The organism is Streptomyces guryensis, assembly GCF_021261325.1.
GTDB classification, from domain to species: Bacteria; Actinomycetota; Actinomycetes; order Streptomycetales; family Streptomycetaceae; genus Streptomyces; species Streptomyces guryensis.
Window position 1 is genome coordinate 1 of sequence record NZ_JAJSBI010000014.1, and the last position, 24,913, is coordinate 24,913.

Here is a 24,913-nt window from a genome sequence, read left to right on the forward strand (position 1 = left end):
CAGCGCGGCCGGCGGCCTGCCGCCGGAAGAGTTCGAACGGACCGTCACCGCAGCACGCAAGAAGAGCGACCAGAGGTGCCAGGCCGCATAGGAGAGGTCTCTACGAAACCAGGGGATTGACAGGAATGACGCGGTGCGCCGTCGCCTCTGCCCGGCCAAGCTCCACGGTGCAAGGGCTGGGCCCCTGGCGCAGGCGTTCACCCCGCCAGGGGGCATTGCAGGAAGGCGCGGCCCTCCTTCGTGGTCGGCGCACCGCAGCATCTCCAGGCGGAACCGCCGGCCCGACCAGCGCTACGGCGTGGGGGGCCGCTGCGGGGAGCGAAGCACGAGCAGGGTGATCTCGCTGGGGGCGAAGACGCGGAACGGCGGGCCCCAGAAGCCGGTGCCGCGGCTGGTGTAGAGAAGCGTGCGGGCGCCGTGGTGGCTCAGGCCCGCGACGACGGGCTGGTCGATGCGGACCAGGTGGTGGAAGGGCCAGATCTGGCCGCCGTGGGTGTGACCGGAGAGCTGGAGGTCGATGCCGGCGGCTGCCGCCCGGTCGACGAACTTGGGCTGGTGGGCCAGGAGCAGGACGGGCAGGTCGGGATCGGCGCCGTTCAGGGCTCCGGCGAGGTGGGCGCGGTGGCCGGCGAGGCCGGAGGACTCGGCGGTGACGTCGTCCACGCCGGCGACCACGAGCGTGTCGCCACCGCGTTCGAGCAGCAGATGGCGGTTGCGCAGCGGTTTCCAGCCCAGCTCGTCCATGAGGTCGACCCAGCCCTGGGCCTCGCTGTAGTACTCGTGGTTGCCGGTGACGTAGACCCGGGCCCGGGTGGCCCGCACGGTGCCGAGTGGGGCGGCCTGGGCGCGGCGGCGTTCGGCCGTGCCGTCCGCGATGTCTCCGGTGTGGCAGACCAGGTCGGCTTCCAGGGTGTTCACGGTCTCGCAGACCCGCGCCGACCAGCGGGCGCGGTCGAGGGGACCGTAGTGGGTGTCGGTGATGAGTACGACGCGGGTGCCGTCCAACCCGGCACCCAGGCGCGGAAGCTGCACGTCGAGGCGGCGTACCCGTGGCACCCGGCGGGCCTCGGCGTACCCCCAGGCGAGCAGCACGGTGGCGGCGCCGAGGACCGCCCAGGTGACGATCCGGGCCCGGTCGTGGCCGTCGCCGACGCCGGTCACCGTCAGGGCGAGCCGCAGCGGGACGCCGAGCACAACGGACCAGGTGAAGAGAACCCAGATGGTGCCCAGCAGGGTGTCCCCGATGATCGCCGCCCGGTCCTGCTGGCGTCGGCCGTGGCCGCGCACCATCGCGAGCGGCATACCGATCAGGCCGAGGGCGAACAGGGCGGTGCCGGCGAGCGTGACGGGCAGCGGCCAGTGCTGACCGGTGTGCAGCAGCAGCCAGCAGGGCACGGTCCACAGCAGGACGGGGGCGATCAGGGGGAGGTAGCGCATCAGGCGGTGCAGTCGGCTCTGCTGAGTCGCGTGCGCCGCACTGTCGGCGGATCGGGTATCGCTGGTGTCGGTCACGCTTCCCCTCCTTGAGCGACCAGGCTGCCGTCGCGCGCACTGTATCCGGCCGTCCCGGTATCCGGCCGTCCCGGGCCGGTCGGACGGACGGAGTGCTCATGGTGGGCAGCCCCGTGTGGCGAGGTGGCCTGCGAGGGCGCCCCCGGCTCACGCGGTTGGCGACTCTGCTCGTGGCCGGGTCTGCGGCGGCTCGGTTTTTCTGGGTGGGGATGCTGAGAACTGGTCCTTCAACCAGATCAAGGAATTCAAGGTCAGCAACGGCACCGACACCTTCGACTGGACAACGACGTCGCCTCCGGGCTCGACCGCGGAGTGTCGTCGGTCAACGACAAGGGCGGCCCGGCAGACGACTTCATCGCGTCCATCCAGAAGCTGTACGACCTCGCAGACTCGTACGGTGCACCGGCCAGAAGCGCAGCCGGCTGGTCATGGAGTACATCCGCCACTACGCCTACGGCAACCGGGGCACGGCCAACAAGCTCGGCTGGTGGTACCTGATCGGGTCGTCCGACTCCGGCTTCGTCGACTACTGCGACAACCACGGCATGAGCATCAAGGGATCGTTCACCGACCCGTTCACCGGCTACCAGCTCGGCTCCGAGCACATGATGGCCACAGCCAACGCCCACCCGCTGACGAACCAGCCGGACAACGAGAAGTCCGCTAACGGCGGCGACGTCGGCGGCTGGGCCGGTGACCTGATGACCTTCTGGGCCGACTGGCGCAACTCCGAGCAGCAGTACGCGGACCCGCTGAAGTTCGCCCACGACAAGCTCGGCGTGCCCGGCGTCGCCTCGTCCTTCCGGCGCCACCTCCTCGGCCGCCGCCACTGCGACGCTCATCAACGTGAGTGGTGCGGATACGGCTGTGGCCGCCACGGGCAAGGGCGCCGAGCCCCACGCCTGGAAGGGCAAGAAGTCCCGCAACGGCTGGCCTGTCCTCGCGCGGGCCCCCAGCCACCGAATCGAGGGCAGCAGCCAGAAGGTGCGCCTGGCGGAGGGCGCGCATCGGTGATCCTCCTCCATGTCGCCCGCCGCTTCCACTCCGAGATCGACTCCCTGAGAGCGGGGGACGCGCACGGCTGGACAGCCCACGTGTACGTGACGGAGTCCTACGAATCGAACAATTCGTCTGGCAGTGCCCTCGCGATCCGCCCGTTCTGCTACCCCAGCGGCTCGACGGGCAACTTCTGTCCGAACGAACTGGTGGTCGTCCGCGACATCCTCAGCGAGCTCGACGGCACAGTGGCCTGGGGCGGCGACTTCAAGGCACCCAAGGAATCCCACTTCGAACTCACGCTCCGCCCCGGCCACCCCCGCCTCAAGGGCGTGGCCCGCAAGATCCAGGGCTGGCAGACAGGCCCCGGCAACCACGGCGCGGGCGCGACCGACGCCTTCGACCCGCGCCGTCGCAAGGCGGCTCGCGCGTTCGAGCGCCGCATGGCGAGCTGAGCCGATTCTGCGCCTGAAGTGGGGGGCGGGCCGGCCCGGCCCGCCCTCGGGCACGTAAGAAAACCGTGTGCGGGCACGCGCGCAGAGCCGTTGACGTACGGCGTGCTTCGACAGATGTGATTGATGCATCCCGCGCAACCTTCGAAACTGCCCGGAGCATTTCCTTCGGAGGCCCGGCGAGCGACGGCAGGCGCCGGACGCGACCTTTCCATGAATTCCCTGTGTGTCAGCTGTGCATCTGACGCTACGTGGCGAAATATTCGTGGGGGTGATGAACGGGGCCGTGTCGATTAAAGGCAGCCCCAGGGTGTTTTCAAAGCTTCTCCTTGTTCCGGTGAGAAGTTCCTTGAATACGGCCGCTTCGGCACAGGGGGCCCTCGCGAGTGACGAAGACTGCCGAACATGGCTACAGCAGTCCTCGACCCGACCGCCCCCACCGGCGCGACCCGACGCGCGCCATGGAGATCGCCGCTGGACCAACCAGCGTACGCGCGGCCCGCTCTTCTGGTCATCACCGTGCTCGCCGCCGTGCTCTATGCGTGGGGGATCGACCACAGCCAGTACCACACGTTCTACGCGAACGCCGCGCGCAGCATGACCGAAAGCTGGAAGGCATTCTTCTACGGTTCCTTCGACCCGGGCAATTCCATCACGCTGGATAAATTGCCTGGATTCCTCTGGCCGCAAGCCATTTCGGCCCGCATTTTCGGATTTCACCCCTGGGCGCTGACGCTTCCTCAGGTAATCGAGGGAGTGGCCGGTCTCCTGGTGCTCTACCGGGTGGTCCGCCGCTGGGCCGGGGTCAACGCGGCGCTGATCGCCGGCACGGCGTTCCTGGTCACGCCGGTCGCCGTGGGTCTGTTCCGCACCGCGGTGGAGGACCCGCTGTTCACGCTCTGCGTGCTGCTGGCCGCGGAGGCCACCCAACGCGCTGCGGAGGCAGGCCGGTTGCGTCCGCTGGTGATGGCGGGGGTCTGGGTCGGCATCGGCTTCCAGTCCAAGATGCTGGAGGCGTGGGCGGTGCTGCCCGCGCTGGCGCTGGTGTACCTGATCTCGGCGCCGATCGCGTTGCGCAGGCGGCTTGCGCACAGCGCAGTGTCCGCCGTCGTGATGGCCGCGGTCTCCTGCTCCTGGATGCTCGCCATCACCTTCACCCCGGCCAAGGACCGGCCCTATGTGGACGGCACCACGAACAACTCCGCTTTCAGCATGGTCGTGGGCTACAACTTCCTGAACCGCTTCTCGTCGCTGGGGATCAGCGCCGCCTCCACCGGCAGCATCAGCGCCACCCAGGGCGGCGGCCACGGAGGCGGCGCGCGCGGCGCGGCAGGCGCCTCGGGCACGGGCCGGAACGCGGGCGGCCGGTACGGCGTGACCCAGAACGGTGGCCGGTCCGGAGCGACCGCGTCCGGCCTGCCCGGAGCGGCTGGGACGGGCCACCGCGGTTCCGGGGCTCACCACCGCGGTACACAAGGCGGATTCGGCGGTGCCTCCGGTTCCGACTCCGCCTCGGGTCAGCCTTTCGGTTCCGCTTCCGGTTCCGGACAGTGGGCCGGAGGTGCCGCTCAGCGGGCGGCCGGGCAGCAGTCGGCCGCCGGGAACGGCGGCCTGCAGGGTCATGGCGGTGGAGGCGGCGGCTGGGGCGGTGACCAGAACGGCTGGTCGAAGATGTTCGGCTCGTCGCTCGCCTCACAGACCGGCTGGCTCTACCCGCTGGCCGCCATCGCCATCGCCTGCGGCCTGTGGTGGCGCCGCGGCAAGCCCCGTACGGACCGGATCCGCATCGGCTTCGTCATGTGGGGCACCTGGCTGACCACGTACTTCCTCGTCTTCAGCGCGGGCAGCGTCGGCGGCCACACGTACTACATGGGTGTGATCGCGGTGCCGTTGGCGGCGCTCGCCGGTGGCGGTATGACGCTGCTGTGGCACGCGTACCGGGCCGGTGGCCGCCGAGCCTGGGTGCTGCCCGGTACGGTCGCCGCGACGGCCGCGTGGGGTGCGTACATAGCCAGCGGGTTCCCGACCTTCCTGCCGTGGCTGGCGCCCGCCGTGGGCGTGCTCGCGGTGGCCGCCGTGGTGCTGCTCGTCCTCGCCCGCACCGGCGTCCGGTCCGGCGGGCGGCTCGCCCTCGCCGGTCTCGCCGCGTCGCTGGCGGCGGTGCTGTTCGCGCCCAGCGCGTGGGCGGTGCAGGTGTTCAACCCGTCGTACGGCAGCTCCGGCATGGGCTCGGTCGGTCCGTCCGGCGGCGGGGGCGGTGGCCACGGCCAGCGGACGCCGGCGGCCGGCCGGATGGGCCAGTCGCCGTGGGGTGGCTCTCGCGGCAGGGGCACGGCGCACGGTGGCGGCGTGGGCGGCTTCGGCGACAGCAGCGGTCAACTGACCGCACAGCAGCAGAAGATGCTGGATTACACGACCGCCCACCGCGGTTCCGCGCAGTACGTGTTCGCCACCACAAGCTGGAGCGGCGCCTCCCCGTACATCCTCGCCAAGGGCGCCGACGTGCTACCGCTGGGCGGTTTCACCGGCCGGGTGCCGTTCCCCACGCCGAGTCAGTTCCAGCAGTTGGTGAACTCGGGCAGGCTCAAGTACGTACTGGTCAGCGGGGACACCCGAGGCATGGGCGCGCTGTTCGGCAACAGCGCCGCCGGTACGACGAGCACCACCCAGATCACCAAATGGGTCAAGTCCAGCTGCACCCTGGTACCGGCCTCGGCCTACAGCGGAACGCAGTCGTCCGCGGCGGCCACCAACGGGTCCCCCGGACCCGGTAGGGGGGAGGCCGGCGCGACGCAGACCCTCTACCGGTGCGGCACCACCCGTTAACCGGGCCGGCCGCGGGTAATCCACTGCCCCCGACCGAATACACCGGTCGGGGGCGGTGTCATGTCGTGGGGCACCGGACGGCGAATGCCGCGGCTGTCGGGCGGGCCGCAGCGCGATCATGGAGGCGGCGCGGCACCCGATGTGGCGGCACTGCGCGGGTGCAGGACGGCCGCAGGCCAACGATGCTGTCCGCTGAGGCGGTGGCCGCAAGCAACACCAAGCAGGTCCGCCGGCTCCTGGTCCGGCTCCTGGTCCGTGGGAACGCGACCGCCGGCCATGACCGCACCGAGACCGAGTCCGCTGTCGCCGATGCGGCCGCCGTAATCGACCCGCGGCCGGAACTCCCGTCCACGGTGGACCTGGCGGTGGCACTGGACGGGTCGCCGGGTTCACGGGTGCCCCACGCGTGGGCCGACGGGGTCTCCACGCTCGACATGGTCGCGTCCCGGTTGACCCTGCTGGTGGGCCCCGCAGGCGACCGGTGGCTCGCCGCAGCGGCGGACGTCGGCCTGCCGGCGCACCGGGTCTGCGCACCGTGGCTGTCCGATGCCGGGGCTCTGCTCGTGCGACCGGACGCGGTCGTCGCGATGCAGGTCACGGCACCGGCCCCGGACCCGGCGCGATTCCTCGCAGACGACCTGGACCAGGTGCTGGCCAGCCGAGGGGCTCGGGGTCGCGTGGAACACCGCCAACGACGCCGTGCCGGCCGAGGACATGGTTGAAGGCCGCTCCAAGCAGGCGTTCAAGACTCGGCTCGCCGACCGCGACGAGGCGTGGCGCAACCAGGTCGAGGTCGTTGCGACGGACGGCTTCACCGCGTTCAAGACCGCCACAGCCGAAGAACTCCCGCACGCCGTGGCGGTACGGGATCCCTCACTGAAAAGCAGAAGGACCGACTCACCGCGCTTTTCGCCGACGACGCCCACATCGAGGTCGAGGCGAGCAGGGGTATCTACCAGTGGATGATCGCCGGGCCGCCGCCTACCGCGAGGAGGACCGGCGTCGTGGCCGCGAGCTGATGGTCGACCTGATCGACTCGGTCAGCCACGGTGTGCCGACGGCGCTGACCGAGATCATCACGCTCGGGCGAACGCTGAAGAAGGGTGCGGCCGACGTCTCGTGCTTCGTCGTGTCAGGCGTCCATGACGCCCCCTCGTCGTGCTTCACCTTCCGGCCAACAACGGCGTGGCGGACCACATCCCCGCGCGATGGGCCGGGCACACGAATATCAAGACGACCAAGCCTCCCACCGGACGGGAGACAGATCTTGTTCACCGCGTGTGGTGTTTGGGTGGGATTCCAGGAGGTCGCCAGGTGGGCCACGCCGGGACTCAGCCGTGCCGCCACACTCGGTGCTGACAGCCGTGGGGTGCCGTCTTGAGAGAGCCAAGTCCCGCCACCTCTACCCCAGGGATGTGACACCTCGTGACAGATGAGAGGGTCAGGCGGGTGAGTGAGACACCGATGAACACCCTCCAATACCGCTTTGACGGGGCAGAAGACGCCCCGGTCCTGATCCTCGGTCCCTCACTGGGTACCACATGGCACATGTGGGACCGCCAAGTGCCCGAGCTGGCGAAGCAGTGGCGCGTCTTCCGCTTCGATCTGCCGGGGCACGGTGGCGCGCCCGCACACCCGGTGGGCTCGGTGGGCGAACTCGCCTCCCGACTGCTGGCCACGCTCGACAGGCTCGGCGTGCAGCGCTTCGGCTACGCGGGCTGCGCGCTCGGCGGTGCCATCGGTCTCGAGCTGGCCCTGCGCCACCCGGAGCGGCTCGCCTCGCTCGCGGTGATCGCCGCCTCGCCCCGATTCGGCACGGCCGACGAGTTCCGGCAGCGCGGGGTGATAGTGCGTACGAACGGGCTCGACCCCATAGCCCGTACCTCCCCCGACCGCTGGTTCACCGGCGGGTTCGCCGCCGCGCAGCCCGCGATCACCGACTGGGCCGTGCAGATGGTCCGCACCACGGACCCCGGCTGCTACATCGCCGCCTGCGAGACCCTCGCTGCGTTCGACGTACGGCCCGAACTCGGCCGGGTCGGCGTGCCCACCCTCGTCCTCGTCGGCTCGGAGGACAAGGTCACCGGCCCCGCCGAGGCCCGCACCCTGGTCGCCGGCATACCCGACGCGCGCCTCGCCGTCGTCCCCGGCGCCTCCCACCTGGTGCCGGTCGAGCAGCCCGCCGCCGTCACCGACCTGCTGGTCCACCACTTCTCCACCGCCTGGCAGCCCGGCTACGTCGAGTCGTCCACGGGCCAGATCGCCATCCCGGCGACCCCAGTCAAGCCCGTACTCGCACCGTCCCCGCAGCCCCACCAGCCCGCGCCGATCGCCGAGATCGCCCCGGCCGCCCTCGTGCCCCCACCGGTGAACGGACGGCCCGACCCCTACGACGCCGGCCTCAAGGTGCGCCGCGAGGTGCTCGGCGACGCGCACGTCGACCGGGCGCTGGCGCAGGCGGACGAGTTCTCGGGGGACTTCCAGGAGCTCATCACCCGGTATGCGTGGGGTGAGATCTGGGACCGCCCCGGCCTGGACCGGCGGGCCCGCAGCTGCGTGACCCTGGGCGCCCTGGTCGCGGGCGGCCACCTGGAGGAGCTCGCCCCCCACACCCGCGCCGCCCTGCGCAACGGCCTCACCCCGGACGAGATCAAGGAAGTGCTGCTGCAGGCTGCCGTCTACTGCGGCCTGCCGGCGGCGAACAGCGCGTTCAAGGTGGCCCAGCAGGTCATAAGAGAGGAAACGACCCCCACGGAGTGATCACCCGGCGATCGCCGACTGATCGCCAACCGGGCACCGAGAGCACCGGTCTCAGCTGCCCGAGCGTCCCGTGAACGGGGCAGGATGGGACCCATGAAGCTCACGAAGATGTCGCACGCCTGCGTCCGGCTCGAGAAGGACGGGCGCACGCTCGTCCTCGACCCCGGCGGGTTCAGCGAGCAGGACGCCGCGATCGGCGCGGATGCGATCCTCGTCACGCACGAGCACCCCGACCACTTCGACGAGGGCCGGCTGCGGGCGGCCATGGAGGCCGACGCGGCCACCGAGATCTGGACCCTCGCCTCCGTCGCGGAACAGATCTCGGCCGCCTTCCCGGGCCGCGTGCACACCGTCGGCCACGGCGACACGTTCACCGCGGCGGGCTTCGACGTCCAGGTCCACGGCGAGCTGCACGCCGTCATCCACCCGGACATCCCGCGCATCACGAACATCGGCTACCTCGTCGACGGCGGCCAGGTCTTCCATCCCGGCGACGCCCTCACCGTCCCCGATCACCCGGTCGAGACGCTGATGCTCCCGGTGCAGGCCCCCTGGAGCAAGATCTCCGAGGTCATCGACTACGTGCGCGAGGTCAAGCCGCAGCGCGCCTACGACATCCACGACGCCCTGCTCACAGACCTGGCCCGCCCGGTCTACGACCGCCAGATCGGCGGCCTCGGCGGCTCGGAGCACCTGCGGCTGACGCCGGGAGACTCGGCGGAGGTCTGAGGACGGGATGCACGGCGGGCGGGCCGGCCGCGTTGTCAGACCGGCCCGGTAGGTTGTGAGGCATGCGCATCGCGACCTGGAACGTGAACTCGATCACCGCCCGCCTGCCGAGGCTCCTGGCCTGGCTGGAGAGCAGCGGCACGGACGTGCTCTGCCTCCAGGAGGCCAAGCTGGCCGAGGAGCAGTTCCCGTTCGACCAACTGCGCGACCTCGGCTACGAGGCGGCGGTGAACGCGACGGGCCGGTGGAACGGGGTGGCGGTGCTCTCCCGCGTAGGCCTCAAGGAAGTGGTCAAGGGCCTGCCCGGCGACCCCGGCTACGACGACGCCCCGGAGCCCCGCGCCATCTCGGCGACCTGCGGCCCGGTCCGCGTCTGGTCGGTGTACGTGCCGAACGGCCGCGAGGTGGACCACCCCCACTACGCCTACAAGCTCCAGTGGTTCGAGGCCCTCAAAGCGGCAGTCGCCGGCGACGCGGGCGGCAGCCGCCCCTTCGCGGTGCTCGGCGACTACAACGTGGCCCCGACGGACGACGACGTCTACGACGTGGCCGCCTTCGAGGGCCTCACCCACGTCACCCCTGCCGAGCGCGCAGCCCTGGCCTCCCTCCGCGATACCGGCCTCTCGGACGTGGTCCCCCGCCCCCTCAAGTACGAGCACCCCTTCACCTACTGGGACTACCGCCAGCTCTGCTTCCCCAAGAACCGGGGCATGCGCATCGACCTGGTCTACGGCAACGCCCCGTTCGCCCAGGCGGTGACGGACGCGTACGTGGACCGCGAGGAACGCAAGGGCAAGGGCGCATCGGACCACGCACCGGTGGTCGTCGACCTGGACGTGTAGAGCAGGCCCGGCAGAGCCATTGGGCCGTTCCCGGCCCTCCGCTGCCGCGCAGGGACAAGATCGGCTCGCCCTTTCCGATCGGCCGACCGTGCAGGGATGAGGCTGGTCCGGCGCATTCCGTCCGGTCGGGCATGCACGAACAAGGCATGCTCGCCGCCTTCCAGGCCCGTCAGATGCGCGGCGGCAGGGCTGGTTCAGTCTTTTCCGGCCCGTCGGGCGGATACGGACAGGGCCGGGTCGGCCACTTCCAGTGCATCGGGCGTGGACGGGCAAGGCGGGCTCAGCCGCTCCCAGCCGCGTCGGGCGTGGACGGACGGGGCTGGTTGAGCCATTTCCAGCGCGTCGGGCGTTTGCGGACAGGGCAGGCTCAGCCATTCCAGCGCGTCCGGCGTGTACGGGCAGGGTGGGCTCAGCTAATTCCCCTGCCCGTCGGGCGTGCACGGGCAAGGCTGCCTCAGCGATTCCAGCCCGTCCGGCGTCTGAGGACGAGGCCGTTCGGGCCGAAGCGGGGTCTGGGGGCGCAGCCCCCAGGGCGTGGTCACGGCACCAGAGCGCGCAGATCCACGGACCGGGCCATCGCAGCGAGCCCCGCATCCCCCGGATGCAGATGATCCCCACTGTCGTAGACGGCCCGCATCCGCGCCGACCGCTGCGGATCCCGCAACACCGCGTCGAAGTCGAGCACGGCGTCGAACACCCCGGCCCCCCGGATCCACGCGTTCACCGCGGAACGCTCCACGTCGACGGCCGCCGTGCACCGCACCTCGCCCTCGCAGGGCAGGATCGTGGCGGCCAGCATCCGCAGCCCCCGTGCATGCCCCCGGTCCGCGATCTCCCGCAGCCCCGCGATGATCTGCTGCGCCGTGGTCTGCCCCCGCAGATCGTTCACGCCCTCGAAGACCACCGCCGTACGCGCCGAGGTCTGGGCGAGGACATCGCGGTCGAACCGGTGCACGGCGCTGACTCCTGCCATGTCCGTGGAGACCCCGTCGCCGGGATACCGGTCGGTGACCACATGGTTTCCGGAGATTCCCTGGTTGAGCACCCCATAGCGCGGGACCACATGCTGAGCCAGCAGCCGTGCGGCCAGCACGTCGGGCCACCGCCGGTTCGCGTCCCTCGTGGACCTGTCCCCATCGGTGATCGAGTCCCCGACCAGCACCACCGACCCCGGCCCGCCGCTCACGTCCACACCGGTCAGCAGCGGCCACCTGGTCAGGAGTGTGGTGTACGCCGCCGCGGAGGTGTCCGCCGTGTGGTCGCCCGTGGTGCTCACGTACGACCGCTGCACCGCGAGCTGGTGCACGGGCGCCGCCGTCACCGGCCCGGGCAGATGGAAACTGACCAGCAGATTCGCGTCCGAGGGCACCTTGAAGCCGAGGGGATCGCTGAACGCCTGAGCCCCGGCCGGGATCTCGGCCCCCGCCCCGCCCCGGAAGGACAGCGGCACCGGCACGTCCCGCGCCCTCGCCCCCGCCTTCTGCACGGCCACCGTCGCGCTGCCGATCCGTACCGGCGCCGCCGCGAACGTGTTGTCGAACCGCAGCCGCACCCGCGGCCCGCCCACCGACGTGTGCACCACCAGCCGCACCGTCCGGTCGCTCCACGGCCCCTCGGCCCGGACGCCGGAGGTCGCTGCGGCCCAACTGCCGGTCCAACCCCCGCCCGACGCACGCACGGAGAGCGCGAAGACATGCAGACCGGCAGCGCGCGGCAGCTGCACGGAGGCGACCCGGAGCCCTCGAACCAGCGGCACGGTCACCACGTACAGCCGTGCCTGCTGGGCGAGTTGACCGCCGGGAGTGTTGATGTGCGGCAGTGCCACCGCCTTCGTGGCGAGCGGGCCGGCGCGCCAGTCGGGAGCGGTCAGTACGTACGAGGAGCGGGTGCCGTCCCGGTAGGAGACCGAGCCCGTGCCGCCCACGTCGGCCCCGCCCGTGCCCGCCACCAGGAAGGCGAGCGTGTCGCCGCGTCCGCCGACGCGCACGGCCTGTCCGTCGGCTAGCACGTTGTCCGGCTCGCCCGGCAGCCGCCGAGGCCAGGTCAGCCGGGCCCCCTGCACGGTGAGCGCGCGGCCGGGCGTCCAGCCCGCGGCCGTCAGGTCCCGTGCCGACAGGGAGCCGCCGTAGCCGTCGAAGTCCGCCAGAGCCGGACGGGCGTCGTCGCTGACCGCCCTGCTGTCGAAGAACTGCTCAAGCGGCTGCGGTTGTGCCCCGCCGTCGGCAGTGGCCCGAGCCGACACGGCCGGCGCCAGGAAGGCGAACGAGACGATGGCAACCGCGAATCCCCGCACACGTCGACGCACGGCCGACTCCTCCCGCTCACCGGTGGGACGAAAGACGCATCGCGAAGCTAGAGAGACGTGAGGGGCCCGTCAACGCGCCATGCACGGACGCGGCGCGAAATCGCCCCGAAGTGACCGCCCGCGCGCCTGTGGTGCGCACGCGGGTGCGAATGACACGCTGGGGATATGAAGATCCCTTTTCTGGGCCACCGGCATGAGAAGCACGGCATCCCCGACCCGGAGGGCATCGCCGAACTCCTCTCCGAGTGCGAACTGCTCCGCTCCCAGGCGTCCCAGGAGGGCGTCCAACTCGACGATTCCGCCGCCTCGTTGGAAGCGCTCGACCAGTTGCTGCCGCGCTGGCGGGACGACCCCGAGGTGCTGCACTGGCTCGGCAACGACGCCGGCCTCTACCTGGGCACCGTCATCGTGCGCACCGTGCCCGGCGCCGCCTGGGAGATCTGGCCGGACGGCCAGCCCGTCGTACGGCTCGCCTCGGGCCGCGAGTTCGACGTGGTGACCTCCGGGCACGAGTGGGCCACCAACGGAGTGCCCGAGCTCTCGCAGCTGTACGGCGAGGTCGCGGAGGCGTGAAGGGAAGCACGCGGCGATGAACCGTGCGTGACCGACCTAAGATCGACGTAAATACGGCTTATGCCCGAAAGGTGCGTGTCGAGCGGTAAGTCAACTCTCGTCCGGATAGTTTGCGGCAACCACGACACAGCTGAGAGTGAGTAGGGCTGCGAATGGCCGTCGATCCGCTGATCGAGCTGCATGACGTCAACAAGGACTACGGGGAGTTGCATGTCCTGCAGGACATCGACCTCACCGTCGGCAAGGGGGAGGTGGTCGTGGTCATCGGCCCCTCCGGGTCGGGAAAGTCGACGCCGTGCAGGACGATCAACCGGCTGGAGACCGTCCAGTCGGGCACGATCCTGCTCGACGGGCAGCCGCTGCCCGGGGAGGGCAAGGCCCTCGAGCGGCTGCGTGCGGACGTCGGCATGGTCTTCCAGTCGTTCAACCTGTTCGCCCACGAGACCGTCCTGCAGAACGTCTCGCTCGGGCAGATCAAGGTCCGCGGACGCAGGAAGGAAGAAACCGACAGGCACTCCCGTCGGCTCCTCGACCGCGTCGGACTCGCCGACCAGGCGCCCAAGTTCCCTGCGCAGCTCTCCGGCGGTCAGCGGCCGGGGGTACCTCCCAGGCCCTTCAGGCACTGGGGGAGCGTGGCCGTCGCCCGCGCCCTCGCCATGGAGCCCAAGGCGCTCCCGGCCGACGAGCCCACCTCCGCCCTCGACCCCGAGATGATCAACGAGGTCCTCGAGGTCATGCGGCAACTGGCCCGCGACGGCATGACGATGGTGGTCGTCACCCGCGAGATGGGCTTCGCCCGTTCTGCCGCCAACCGGGTCGTCTTCATGCCCGACGGTCGCATCATCGAGGACCGCGCCCCGGAGGAGTTCTTCACGGACCCGCACAGCGAGCGCGCCAAGGACTTCCTGTCCGAGATCCTCAAGCACTGACCGACAGAGCCAAGCCCGGCCGGCGGCAGCCGGAGATCACTGCTTGCGCAGCGGAATCGACACGTACGACGGGTCGTTCGCCGGCGAGGAGAAGGTCAGCTGAGCGCCGGACGGGTTGTGCTCGATGTAGAGCGGGTCGACCGTGTCGACGACCAGGGCGAGCCGGTGCCCTGCCGGGACGTCGTAGGCCGTGGAGAACAGATCCAGGCTGAGACCGAACGGCTTTCCGGGCGTCCGCCCGTGGAAGGTGTACGGCGCGTTGCTGACCAGCTTGCCGAGGCCGAGCGGCCCCACGTCGTAGAGATAGGCGACGAGGGTGCCGCTCTCCTTGGTCGGGGTGACCGTGGTGTGCAACTCGGCCGTACCGCGGATCTGCTGGGCCGCGGCGTACTTCTCCGACTGCCACACGGCGGCCCAGCGGCGGGGGAGCAGGGGGATCGAGGCCATCGGGGGCAGCTGGGCCACCTGGTCGAGGATGCTGGAGAGGAAGACGATCCCGCCGTCCGCCCCGGAGTCGACGTTCGTGTGGATCGTGGTCGTGCCGGCGAGGGCGATCTTCCGCTCGGTCGCGGCGACCGACTTCCAGTCCGGGTAACCCTCGTAGCCGCCTGTGGAGCGGGACTTGAGCTGGACCGGCTCCTCGCGGTTGACGCCGTTGTCCTCGCCCTTGAGGTAGTGGTCGAACCAGCGCTCGGTGTCCGTCCAGACGTCGTTGGGCAGTCCGAACAGGCCGGTCAGCTCGGCGGTCGCGTGGTCGCCGGGGCGGAACTCCAGTCTCTTCGGGCCGGTCAGCTTCTCGTAGAAGTCCGCGTACTGGTTGGGCGGGAAGATCGTGTCGCCCCAGGCGTTGGCCATCATGACCGCGGCGCCGTTCTTGTTCAGTTGATCCACGTATGTTGCGGCAGAACGTTTCTTCCCCCAATTGATCATGTCCTGTTCCTTGGACAGGTTGGAGGCGTAGAAGTTGTCGAAGATCTGGCGGACTTCGGGGCTCTGGCGGCCGGTGACCAGGCTCGCGCCGTCCAGCAGGGCCGCGGCCTGGACGTGCTGGGTGCGGCCGGAGTAGATCGAGTCGATCAGGTCGGCCCAGCCGCTGAGGGAGGCGACCGCCTTGATCCGCTTGTCGTGCGCGGCGGCGATCAGGCTGATGCCTGCGCCGTACGAGACGCCCGCCATGCCGATGTGCTTCGCGTCCGCGGGGGTGTTGGCGAGCGCCCAGTCGATGACCTTGGACGCGTCGGCTATGTCCGGTGGCCCGGCCACTTCTATCTCCCCGCCGGACTGCCAGAAGCCCCGCACGTTGTAACTGACCACGACATAGCCCGAGTCGGCGAGCTTCTGGGCCTGGGCGAGGTACTCGACCTGGGGCAGGCCCCAGCTCGTGGGGAGCACCAGCAGCGGGTAGCGGTGCGTGCCGTCGGCGCCCGCCGGCATGAGGACGTTCGCCTTGAGGACGGTGCCGCCGTCGCCCGTGATGTCGACGAAGCGGACGGCGTCCGCCGCCTGTGCGGCCGGGGCGAGCCCGAGGGTGCTACCGGCGATCAGAGTCGCGGAGACGGCGCCCACGGCGGTGGTACGCAGGGTCTTGCGATGGGTTCCCACGGGTCACTCCTCACTCGTGTCAGTGCAAAGTGACCAGACGGTAACCTCGACCCTTTACCGGAGGTAACCCGTCGGTAAGTTACGTGGCAGTAACGATTGTTGGCATGTGAATGAATTCAGGAGGCGCGGTGCGAGTTGCGGGGAGTCGCGGACGCCGGCAGCTCCGTCTGTGCGGCTCGGGTCACGTCCGCGACCAGCTCGACCACGTCGGGGCCGTACGCCTGGGAGTTGACGATTTTCAGCAGCAGGGCGAACGAGCTGTCGCCGTGCTTGCGGGCCAGGCGTTCGTGGTTGCGGGCGAGGTAGCGGGTGGTGGCCTGGTTGGTGATGGCGGTCTGGCCGCAGAAGAGGAAGACGGGCCGGGCGTTCGGGCTCTGGTCGACCGTGAGCCGGGCGAGGAGCGCGTACTCCTCCTTGCCGGGCTGTACGCGATAGCGCTCGGGGCCGACCTGGAAGGCCCCCCGGTCCGGGCTCGGTTCGGCGTCCACGTTCACCCGCACACCGGGCAGCAGGGAGGACAGGTGCGCCGCCATGCGGCGGTTGGACGCCGGGCCGCCCACGCAGAACTCCGTGCGCTCGCCGAAGCCCTGCCGGGCCGCGTCGTGCGGGAGGATCTGCGCGTGGGCGTTGCAGTCCTTGATCAGTGCGGCCAGTTCGAGGAGCGCGAACACGTCGTAGCGCATCACCGACAACTCCGGCCCGCCGGCCCCGCGGTTCACCACCAGCAGGGACTCGGCATGGTCCGGCAGCCCGAAGAACGCCTGCTTGCGACGGAGTTTTCGCTTCCACAGATACGTACGGGCCAGCCAGCCGAGCGCGGCACTGATGCCGGCCGCGACCACGCCCAGGACGATGTTGCGCACGTCGTCATTCATGGGCGCGCATGCTAGCGGTCGAACGCAAACCCATGTTCGAGACGGTCCTGACGAGGACATGTCGTTGGATTAAGCTGCGCGAACGGTCCCTCACTGGAGGTGCGGATGCGTCGTCCTGTCGCACGGAAACTGTCGGTCCTGGCGGTCTCGGCCGCCGTGGTGTCGGTGGGGGCGGCGGCACCGCCGACCGCCGCGACGACCCCGCAGAAGGTGCCCGTCGCCGTCGGCTACGGCGGCGCCGTCGCAAGCGTCGACGCGGACGCCTCCGCCGCCGGCATCGAGGTCCTGAAGAAGGGCGGCAACGCGGTCGACGCGGCCGTCGCCACCGCCGCCGCTCTCGGCGTCACCGAGCCCTACTCCTCCGGTGTCGGTGGCGGCGGCTACTTCGTCTACTACGACGCCAAGTCCCGTACGGTGCACACGATCGACGGCCGCGAGACCGCGCCGCTGACCGCCGACTCCAACCTCTTCGTGGAGAACGGCAAGCCGCTCGCCTTCGCCGACGCCGTCAGCAGCGGCCTCAGCGTCGGCACGCCGGGCACGCCCGCCACCTGGCAGACCGCGCTCGACGAGTGGGGCAGCAGAAGACTCGGCACGGTGCTGAAGCCCGCCGAGCGGATCGCCCGCGACGGCTTCACCGTCGACGACACCTTCCGCTCGCAGACCGCCTCGAACGAGACCCGGTTCCGCTACTTCCCGGACACGGCCAAGCTGTTCCTGCCCGGCGGGCAGCTCCCGGCGGTCGGCTCCACCTTCAAGAACCCCGATCTCGCCCGCACCTACGAGGAGTTGGCCAGGAAGGGCGTCGGCGCGATCTACGACGGTGACCTCGGGGACGACATCGTCCGCACCGTGAACAAGCCGCCGGTGGACCCGGGTTCCGGCTGGAACGCCCGCCCCGGCAAGCTGTCCGACAAGGACCTCGCGGCCTACCGGGCCAAGCTCCAGGCGCCCACGAAGACCTCGTACCGCGGACTCGGCGTCTACTCCATCGCGCCCTCCTCCTCCGGCGGCACCACCGTCGGCGAAGCCCTCAACATCCTGGAGAAGACGGACCTCTCGAAGGCGAGCGAGGTCCAGTACCTGCACCACTACATCGAGGCCAGCAGGATCGCGTTCGCGGACCGCGGGCGGTGGGTCGGCGACCCCGCCTTCGAGGACGTACCGACGAAGCAACTGCTCTCGCAGAAGTACGCCGACTCTCGGGCATGCCTCATCAAGGACGACGCCGTGCTGACCAGCCCGGTGGCGCCGGGGGATCCGCGGCACCCGGCGGCGTGCGCCTCCGGCGGTACGGCGGCCCCGACGACCTACGAGGGTGAGAACACCACCCACCTGACCGTGGCCGACAAGTGGGGCAACGTCGTCTCCTACACGCTCACCATCGAGCAGACCGGCGGCAGCGCGATCACCGTGCCCGGCCGCGGGTTCCTCCTCAACAACGAGCTGACGGACTTCTCCTTCACCCCGGCGAACCCGGCCGTCCACGACCCGAACCTGCCCGGGCCGGGCAAGCGGCCGCGCTCCTCGATCTCGCCGACGATCGTGCTCGACAAGCACAACAAGCCGGTGGTGGCGCTGGGCTCGCCCGGTGGCGCGACGATCATCACCACCGTGCTGCAGACGCTCACCGAGTTCCTCGACCGCCGTCTGCCGCTGGTCGACGCGATCGCGGCGCCGCGGGCCAGTCAGCGGAACGCTGCGCAGACGGAGCTGGAGCCGGCGCTTTACAACGACACCGGTGCCGGGAGTCTGCGGGCGCAGCTGGAGGCTATCGGGCACTCGTTCAAGTTGAATCCGGAGATCGGTGCGGCCACCGGTGTGCAGCGGTTGCCCAACGGCGAGTGGCTGGCGGCCGCCGAGAAGGTACGGCGGGGTGGCGGCTCGGCGATGGTGGTGGATCCTGCGCCGTAGTTGTCTGCTGGTGCGCGGGGGCTGGTCGCGCCCACGCGGCGGAGCCGTAGATCGGCTGTGACATCAGCCGCTGACGCGGCGGGGCCCCGCGCCCCTATCGGGGCGCTGCGACCCGGCCCCGTTACAGCTCCGGGGCGATCGGCAGGTCTTCCGTCTGGAAGGCCAGCCGGCCGTCCTCGACATTCACGGTGACGCGGCCGCCCTCGCCGACCCGGCCGTCCAGCAGTAGCCGGGACAGCTGGTTGTCGACCTCGCGCTGGATGGTGCGGCGCAGGGGGCGGGCGCCGTACTCGGGCTGGTAGCCGCGTTCGGCGAGCCAGTCGACGGCGGGGTCCGTGAACTCGACCGTGACACCCTGCGCGTGCAGCAGGCGGCGGGTCTTCTCCAGCAACAGGTCGGTGATCTGCCGCAGTTGGTCGCCGGTGAGCTGGCGGAAGACGACGATCTCGTCGATCCGGTTGAGGAACTCCGGGCGGAAGTGCTCGCGCAGCGGGCGCAGGATCTGTTCGCGCCGGGCCTCCTCGTCGGCGTCGGCACCGCCTGCCCCGAAGCCGATGCCGGCGCCGCGCCGGGTGATCGCTTCGGAGCCGAGGTTGCTGGTCATCACGATGACCGTGTTGGTGAAGTCGACGGTCCGGCCCTGGGAGTCGGTGAGACGGCCGTCGTCGAGGACCTGGAGCAGGATGTTGAAGACGTCCGGGTGAGCCTTCTCCACCTCGTCGAGCAGCAGGAGCGAGTACGGGTGACGCCGCACGACCTCGGTGAGCTGGCCGGCCTCCTCGTGGCCGACGTACCCGGGCGGGGCGCCGACCAGGCGGCTGACGGTGTGGCGTTCCTGGTACTCGCTCATGTCCAGGCGGACCATGCGTTCCTCGCTGCCGAAGAGGGCCTCCGCGAGGGCGCGCGCCAGTTCCGTCTTGCCGACGCCGGTCGGGCCGAGGAAGAGGAAGCTGCCGATCGGCCGGTCGGGGCTGGCGAGTCCGGCGCGGGAGCGCATGACGGCCTCGGCGACCACGCCGACGGCCTCCTCCTGCCCGACGACCCGCTTGTGGAGGTGCTCCTCCAGGCCGAGCAGCTTCTCCTTCTCCTCCTGGGTGAGGCTGGCGACGGGGATGCCCGTCTGCCGGGAGACCACCTCGGCGATCGCCTCGGCGGTCACCTCCAGCTGCCCCTCGTCGGCCTCGTCGCCGCCAGCGGTGTCCGCGATCCGCTTCTTCAACTCGCCGATGCGGTCGCGCAGCTGGGTCGCCCGCTCGTACTGCTCGTCGGCGACCGCCTGGTCCTTGTCGCAGGTCAGCTGCTCGACCTCGCGCTCCAGGGCCCGTACGTCGGTGCCCTTCGTCCGTGCCCGCAGCCGTACCCGCGCACCGGCCTGGTCGATGAGGTCGATGGCCTTGTCGGGCAGGCGGCGGTCGGTGAGGTAGCGGTCGGACAGTTCCACGGCGGCCACCAGGGCCTCGTCGGTGTAGCGGACCTGGTGGTGGGCCTCGTAGCGGTCGCGCAGGCCGCGCAGGATCTCCATCGTGTCCGGTACGGAGGGTTCGGGCACCAGGATCGGCTGGAAGCGGCGGGCCAGCGCCGCGTCCTTCTCGATCCGGCGGAACTCCTCTAGCGTGGTGGCGCCGACGATGTGGAGTTCGCCGCGGGCGAGGGCCGGCTTGAGGATGTTGCCGGCGTCCATGGCCCCGCCCTCGCCGCCTCCGCCGGCGCCGACGACCGTGTGCAGCTCGTCGATGAAGACGATCAACTGGTCGGAGTGCGTGCGGATTTCGCCGACGATGTTGTTGAGGCGTTCCTCGAAGTCACCGCGGTAGCGGGTGCCCGCGACCACACCGGTGAGGTCCAGCGCGACCACCCGCCGCCCGATCAGTACGTCGGGCACGTCCCCGTCGGCGATGCGCTGCGCGAGCCCCTCCACGAGGGCGGTCTTGCCGACGCCCGCGTCCCCGATCAGCACCGGGTTGTTCTTGCCGCGCCGCGACAGCACCTCGATGGTCTGCTCGATCTCGTCCTCCCGGCCGATCACCGGGTCGATACGGCCCTCGCGGGCCAGCTCGGTGAGATCGCGGCCGTACTTGTCCAGGGTGGGCGTGCCGGTGGCGCGGGTGTGCTCGGTACGGGTCTGCGCGGTGTCCGGTGCCTCGGGGGGCAGGCCGGTGGGCGCGAAACGGGCCGAGTGGAGGATGTGCCCGGCCGCCGAGTCGGGGTTCGCGGCCAGGGCGCTGAGGACGTGCTCGGGGCCGATGTAACCGGCGCCGCTGGCCCGCGCCAGGTCATGGGCGTCGAGCAGGGCCCGCTTCACGGCGGGGGTGAGGGAGAGCGAGGTGGGCGGCGGTGCCTCGTCCGGTGTGTGCTGGACGGGGCCGGAGCGTTCGTCGATCTCCGAGGCCAGCGAGTCGGGATCCGCGCCGGCCCGGCTGAGCAGGCTCCGGGTCGGCTCGCTGGCCAGCGCGGCCCGCAGCAGATGCTGGGTGTCCAGGTCGCGGCTGCCGTGCTCGGCCGCGTACTGGGCGGCCCCACGGACCAGTTCCCGGGCGGGCTGACTGAGCAGCCTCCCTATGTCGATCTGCCGGGGCCCCGGACGGGGGCCGCCGAAGAAGCGGGCGAGGAATTCTCCGAAGGGGTCGTAGCCCTCGGGGCTGCTGAAGCCGCTGGTCATGGCCTTCCCATCCGGCGTCCCTCCGAGGCCCGGGACGCCCTCGCTGATCGACGTGCCGCAGTCGGGTAACCCGGGTGGGAGCCGGTTACACCCTGGCGCACGCCCGTAGAACACCTTCGCACGAAGGGTGGCCCGGGGCACCTCCAGCGCCCGCCCGGCATGTCCTCCTCAGCCGCTCGTCCGACGGCCCCCGCGGTCGGTGGACGGTGCGCCGGGGCGCGGCATCTGGCTGGTTGGTGCAGGTCGCGGTGGAGGGGGGTGGACGAGCAGTTCCTCGTGGTCGCCGTCGGCGACACCCGCGGCCCTCATGGACTACGACGATGCGGTCGGCATGCTGCACGGTGGAGAGGCGGTGGGCGATGACCCACAGGGCGCATGCCTGGGCGATGTCTTGCATCACGGTGGTCAGCGCGGCTTCGTTGACCGCGTCGAGATGCGAGGTGGGCTCGTCCAGCAGGAGCAGCGCGGGGCGGGCGAGCAGGGCGCGGGCCAGGGCGACGCGTCGGCGTTCGCCGCCCGAGAGGGTGCTGCCGCGTTCACCGATGACGGCGTCCGGGCCGCCGGGCAGCCGGTCGGCGAGTTCCTCCAGCCGGGCCGGCAGCACCTGCGTGAACATTCGGCACGCACCACGTTCGGCGTCGGCGGGGTCGGTGAACGGCTCGCTCAAAGAGCTTCCCGGGCGGTGAGGATCCGCGGGCCGCCCTCCGTGATCGCCACCGTGTGCTCCGCGTGGGCCGCGCGGGAGCCGTCGTTCGTGCGCAGGGTCCAGCCGTCCGCCGCCGCGTGGTAGTCGTCCCGGCCGCCCGCGATGAGCATGGGCTCGATGGCGAGGGCCATGCCGTGGCGCAGCGGGAGGCCGCGCCCCGGGCGGCCCTCGTTCGGGACCCCGGGGTCCTCGTGCATACGGCGCCCGATGCCGTGTCCGCCGAAGCCGTCCGGGATGCCGTAGCCCGCCGCCCGGCACACCGAGCCGATCGCGTGCGCGATGTCGCCGATGCGGTTGCCGACCACCGCCGCCTCGATGCCCGCGGCCAGCGCCTGCTCCGCCGTCTCGACCAGCAGTACGTCCGCCGGGCGCGGCTCGCCGACCACGAAGCTGATCGCCGAGTCGCCGACCCAGCCGCCCAGTTCGGCACCGCAGTCGACGGAGACCAGGTCGCCGTCGCGCAGCCGGTAGCCGGTCGGGATGCCGTGCACGATCGCGTCGTTCACCGAGGTGCAGATGACGGCCGGGAAGGGGACGGGGGCGAAGGAGGGGCGGTACCCGAGGAAGGGCGAGCCAGCGGCCGCCTCCCGCAGCACCCCGCGCGCCACCTCGTCCAGCTCCAGCAGGGAAACGCCCACGTCGGCGGCTTTTCGTACGGCGGTCAGGGCGCGCCCGACCACCTGCCCCGCCTCGTACATGGCGTCGATCGATGTGTCTGTCTTCAGCTCCACCATGCCAATTACTATACCGGTATTAGAATGACGGCATGGTACGCACCCCTCTCACCCCCGAAGAGCGCGAACGCGGCGAGCGGCTCGGGCGACTGCTCCGCGAGGCCCGTGGCGGACGGAGCATGGCGGACGTCGCGGCGGACGCCGGGATCTCCGCGGAGACCCTGCGGAAGATCGAGACGGGCCGTGCTCCGACGCCGGCCTTCTTCACGGTCGCCGCACTGGCCCGTGCGCTCGGCCTGTCGATGGACGAGCTCGCCGGGGCCTGTGCGCCGGTGGCGGTGTGAGTCCGTCAAGAGGTGCCCCCGCGCACGTCACGTTCCGGCAGGCGGGGCGTACTCTGCGTCCCGTCGGAAAACTTCTCGTAGCGCTCCTGTAACACGGCTCGTGTTGTCTAGCGGACCGGAGTGCTCCGGTCTGGCAGGAGTTGGGCGATGGCTGTGGATCAACTCCCGGGCCGGGTACGGGAGTTCGTGAACTACCTGAATGGACTGCTGGCGCGCCTGGATCAGGGCGGCGGCTGGTGCGCCGTCTTCTGGCAGCGTGACCCCGACGGGATGCGGGCCTGTCTCGAGGGGCGCGAAGTGCCGCCCTGGGACGTGGTGGAGGCGCTGCTGCAGGACCTCGCCGCGGGGTACGGTCCGGGTGCCGCGGCTCAGGAGAAGGAGCGGGCTCGCGGGCTGCACGCCGCCGCGCTCGCCGCGCACGACGCCCGGCCAGGCGGCCGGGACGCCCTCGGGGACCGGCTCGACGTCATGCTCCGCGAGCAGCGCTACGGCGCCGAACGCCAGGCGGAACTGGGCCGACTGCTCGCCTCCGCCGCCACCCGGCAGGAGGCCGACGCCGTCCGCCTCGACCTGGCCTGGGCCCGCGACGACCACGAACGGGCCACCGCCCGCTGCGCCGAACTCCGCGCCCGGATGGCCGACTTGGACAGCCGAACGGCGGACGGCCGCGCGGCGGCGATCCGCCGGGCACGCATGGCGGAAGGCGCGGTCTACCGCATCGACAGGGAGTTCACCCCGGACGAGACACCACCCACGGACGGCGACGAGGCCCACAGCCCGGGCTTCCCGCACCAGCGCGGCTCGTACGACCCTGGTCCCGCGGACGGGCAACGGGGGCTGTTCGAGGCGGGCGCCCCGGGCGGCACACAGCCGGTGTCCGGCGGCCCTGCATGGGCCCGGAGCAGCTCACACGACCACGGTGACGCAGCGGGGCAGCAGGGCGGCTCTTACCAGGCGGCTGCCTCAGGTGCGGGTCCGGCGGGGGTGCGCAGCGGCTCCCACGAGCCCGGTGTTGCCGAGGGGCAGGCGGGCGGCTCCTATGAGGCGACTGCCCCCGGTGCGGCGCGGCCGTATGAACCGCAGGACCGAGGTCCTGCTGGGCCGGGGCCAGGTTCGCACGGCTCCGGTGCGGCAGGAGTGCGCAGCGGCTCCTACGGGCCCGGTGGCGCAGAGGGGCAGCAGGGCGGTCGCTACGAGGCCGCTGCCTCCGGTGCGGTGCGGGCGTACGACTCGTACGGCCCCGCAGGGGCGGGACAAGGTCCGGCGAGGGCGCGCGCAGGTGCCGTGGACCAACAGTTCGGTGCTCGCGGTGAGTCGCAGCACCGTGGCCCGTTCGAGGCGGCGCGTCCTGGCTCGTACGACGGCGACTCGCCGAGCGCCCAGCAGCGCGACGCGCCCGCCACGCCCTCGGGCGCGCCACAGCCCGCCCCCGAACCCCCCGCCCCCAAGCAGCGCAAGCGTCGTCGAGGCAGCGCCCGGTTTGCCGGGATGGCGGAGGAAGAAGCCGCCCCCGCCGCCGTGCCGCCGATCGGCGCGCCCGTCCTGCCCACGCCGAAAGCCACCGGGCGCACCCCGCGCGGAGCGCGCTTCGCCGGGGCCGCCCAGGTGGCGGAGCGGCCGCGGCAGCCGGAGGCCGAGCCGTTGGACACCGCGGGGCCGCGGGAGGTCGTCGGGGCCGTCGAGAGGCTGGTGGGGCTGCGGGCCGAGGGGCGCAGCGGCGAGGCGCACGCCCTGCTCGTCGACGCCGCCTACTGGCCCGCCGCCCGTTTCCCGCTGCTCGCCGCCGAACTGCAGCGCGCCGGACTCGGCGCCGACTGGGCGAGCCTGCTGTGGGAGGCCGCCTCGCTGCCCGCCGACAGGCTGGTGGCCGCTGCGGACGCCCTGGTCGCGGCCGGTCGCGGGGACGACGGGGAGCAGATCCTGCGGCAGGGCGTCGCCCGGCCCGCCACCGAGATCGGGCAGGCCGTACTGGCCCTGGCCGCCGAGGGGCGCCACCGCGAGGTGCGCGCGCTGCTCGACGCCTACGTCCGCGTCCGCGCCCCCGAGGAGGCGGCCCGCAGCGCCGAGCCCGACCCGGAGGCCCTCGTACCGCTCCTGCTGGAGGCCGCGCAGGGTGTCTCCGACGAGCGACACTGGGATCTGGTGCACGCCCTCCGGGTCGCCGGGTTCACCGCCTGACACCATCCCCCGACAACATCTCCTGACACACCCCGTC

18 protein-coding genes and 1 pseudogene are annotated in these 24,913 nt (G+C 71.3%); 12 read left to right on the plus strand and 7 right to left on the minus strand.

The genetic code is table 11. The features are described from left to right. Positions 1 to 291 precede the first annotated feature (291 nt). On the minus strand, positions 292 to 1,512 hold the full coding sequence (locus tag LJ657_RS26135; protein ID WP_232651191.1) for a metallophosphoesterase: 1,221 nt from the start codon (positions 1,510 to 1,512) through the stop codon (positions 292 to 294). Between the two features lie 428 nt (positions 1,513 to 1,940). On the opposite strand from LJ657_RS26135, the gene LJ657_RS26140 reads away from it, so the two are divergent. From LJ657_RS26140 to LJ657_RS26170, 7 genes and pseudogenes are all read left to right on the plus strand, one after another. Then, entirely contained in the window at positions 1,941 to 2,963 is a 1,023-nt protein-coding gene (locus LJ657_RS26140) for a hypothetical protein (protein ID WP_232651192.1), read from the plus strand. A 402-nt stretch (positions 2,964 to 3,365) separates the two neighbouring features. Further along, positions 3,366 to 5,786, plus strand: coding sequence for an ArnT family glycosyltransferase (locus tag LJ657_RS26145; protein WP_232651193.1), 2,421 nt, complete (start codon positions 3,366 to 3,368; stop codon positions 5,784 to 5,786). Positions 5,787 to 5,968: 182 nt separating this feature from the next. Next, positions 5,969 to 6,508, plus strand: a complete 540-nt coding sequence (locus LJ657_RS26150; protein ID WP_372487972.1) for an aromatic-ring hydroxylase C-terminal domain-containing protein — start codon at positions 5,969 to 5,971, stop codon at positions 6,506 to 6,508. Further along, positions 6,444 to 6,912: pseudogene (locus LJ657_RS26155) on the plus strand (transposase); the annotation flags it as partial. The gene LJ657_RS26150 and the pseudogene LJ657_RS26155, both read left to right, overlap by 65 nt. Before the next feature lie 323 nt (positions 6,913 to 7,235). Beyond that, positions 7,236 to 8,546, plus strand: coding sequence for a bifunctional 3-oxoadipate enol-lactonase/4-carboxymuconolactone decarboxylase PcaDC (pcaDC, locus tag LJ657_RS26160; protein WP_232651195.1), 1,311 nt, complete (start codon positions 7,236 to 7,238; stop codon positions 8,544 to 8,546). Between the two features lie 93 nt (positions 8,547 to 8,639). Next, the gene (locus LJ657_RS26165) at positions 8,640 to 9,275 is read left to right on the plus strand and encodes an MBL fold metallo-hydrolase (RefSeq protein WP_232651196.1); all 636 of its coding nucleotides are present in this window, start codon (positions 8,640 to 8,642) and stop codon (positions 9,273 to 9,275) included. Between the two features lie 62 nt (positions 9,276 to 9,337). Beyond that, complete coding sequence (locus LJ657_RS26170) at positions 9,338 to 10,117, plus strand: exodeoxyribonuclease III (RefSeq protein WP_232651197.1); 780 nt, start codon at positions 9,338 to 9,340, stop codon at positions 10,115 to 10,117. Positions 10,118 to 10,655: 538 nt separating this feature from the next. Here the strand turns inward: LJ657_RS26170 and LJ657_RS26175 are convergent. Continuing rightward, positions 10,656 to 12,422 carry an SGNH/GDSL hydrolase family protein gene (locus LJ657_RS26175; RefSeq protein WP_232651198.1) on the minus strand — a complete coding sequence of 589 codons (1,767 nt, stop codon included), beginning with the start codon at positions 12,420 to 12,422 and terminating at the stop codon, positions 10,656 to 10,658. 165 nt (positions 12,423 to 12,587) lie between these two features. Here LJ657_RS26175 and LJ657_RS26180 point away from each other — a divergent pair, with 165 nt between their 5' ends. Further along, complete coding sequence (locus tag LJ657_RS26180) at positions 12,588 to 12,995, plus strand: DUF6278 family protein (RefSeq protein ID WP_232651199.1); 408 nt, start codon at positions 12,588 to 12,590, stop codon at positions 12,993 to 12,995. 152 nt (positions 12,996 to 13,147) lie between these two features. Beyond that, the gene (locus LJ657_RS26185) at positions 13,148 to 13,924 is read left to right on the plus strand and encodes an amino acid ABC transporter ATP-binding protein (protein ID WP_232651200.1); all 777 of its coding nucleotides are present in this window, start codon (positions 13,148 to 13,150) and stop codon (positions 13,922 to 13,924) included. A 36-nt stretch (positions 13,925 to 13,960) separates the two neighbouring features. Here the strand turns inward: LJ657_RS26185 and LJ657_RS26190 are convergent, their stop codons facing one another. Together LJ657_RS26190 and LJ657_RS26195 are read right to left on the minus strand one after the other, a co-directional pair. Next, entirely contained in the window at positions 13,961 to 15,526 is a 1,566-nt protein-coding gene (locus LJ657_RS26190; RefSeq protein WP_232651201.1) for a CocE/NonD family hydrolase, read from the minus strand. 116 nt (positions 15,527 to 15,642) lie between these two features. Then, positions 15,643 to 16,401: a hypothetical protein gene (locus LJ657_RS26195; protein WP_232651202.1), complete on the minus strand. Its 759-nt coding sequence runs from the start codon at positions 16,399 to 16,401 to the stop codon at positions 15,643 to 15,645. A 105-nt stretch (positions 16,402 to 16,506) separates the two neighbouring features. Here LJ657_RS26195 and ggt point away from each other — a divergent pair, with 105 nt between their 5' ends. Then, positions 16,507 to 18,315, plus strand: coding sequence for a gamma-glutamyltransferase (gene ggt, locus LJ657_RS26200; RefSeq protein ID WP_232651203.1), 1,809 nt, complete (start codon positions 16,507 to 16,509; stop codon positions 18,313 to 18,315). Between the two features lie 121 nt (positions 18,316 to 18,436). On the opposite strand, the gene LJ657_RS26205 is transcribed toward ggt, so the two are convergent. From LJ657_RS26205 to map, 3 genes are all read right to left on the minus strand, one after another. Then, a complete protein-coding gene (locus tag LJ657_RS26205; protein WP_232651204.1) occupies positions 18,437 to 20,974 on the minus strand; it encodes an ATP-dependent Clp protease ATP-binding subunit in 2,538 nt (845 codons plus the stop codon). 85 nt (positions 20,975 to 21,059) lie between these two features. Continuing rightward, positions 21,060 to 21,641, minus strand: coding sequence for an ATP-binding cassette domain-containing protein (locus LJ657_RS26210; protein ID WP_372487973.1), 582 nt, complete (start codon positions 21,639 to 21,641; stop codon positions 21,060 to 21,062). Next, entirely contained in the window at positions 21,638 to 22,414 is a 777-nt protein-coding gene (gene map, locus LJ657_RS26215; RefSeq protein ID WP_232651205.1) for a type I methionyl aminopeptidase, read from the minus strand. The genes LJ657_RS26210 and map overlap by 4 nt, the downstream gene beginning before the upstream one ends. A gap of 32 nt (positions 22,415 to 22,446) precedes the next feature. Between map and LJ657_RS26220 the strand changes: the two genes are divergently transcribed. Both LJ657_RS26220 and LJ657_RS26225 read left to right on the plus strand, forming a co-directional pair. Next, the gene (locus LJ657_RS26220) at positions 22,447 to 22,698 is read left to right on the plus strand and encodes a helix-turn-helix domain-containing protein (protein WP_232651206.1); all 252 of its coding nucleotides are present in this window, start codon (positions 22,447 to 22,449) and stop codon (positions 22,696 to 22,698) included. 147 nt (positions 22,699 to 22,845) lie between these two features. Next, complete coding sequence (locus LJ657_RS26225) at positions 22,846 to 24,876, plus strand: hypothetical protein (RefSeq protein ID WP_232651207.1); 2,031 nt, start codon at positions 22,846 to 22,848, stop codon at positions 24,874 to 24,876. The last annotated feature ends 37 nt before the right edge of the window (positions 24,877 to 24,913 follow it).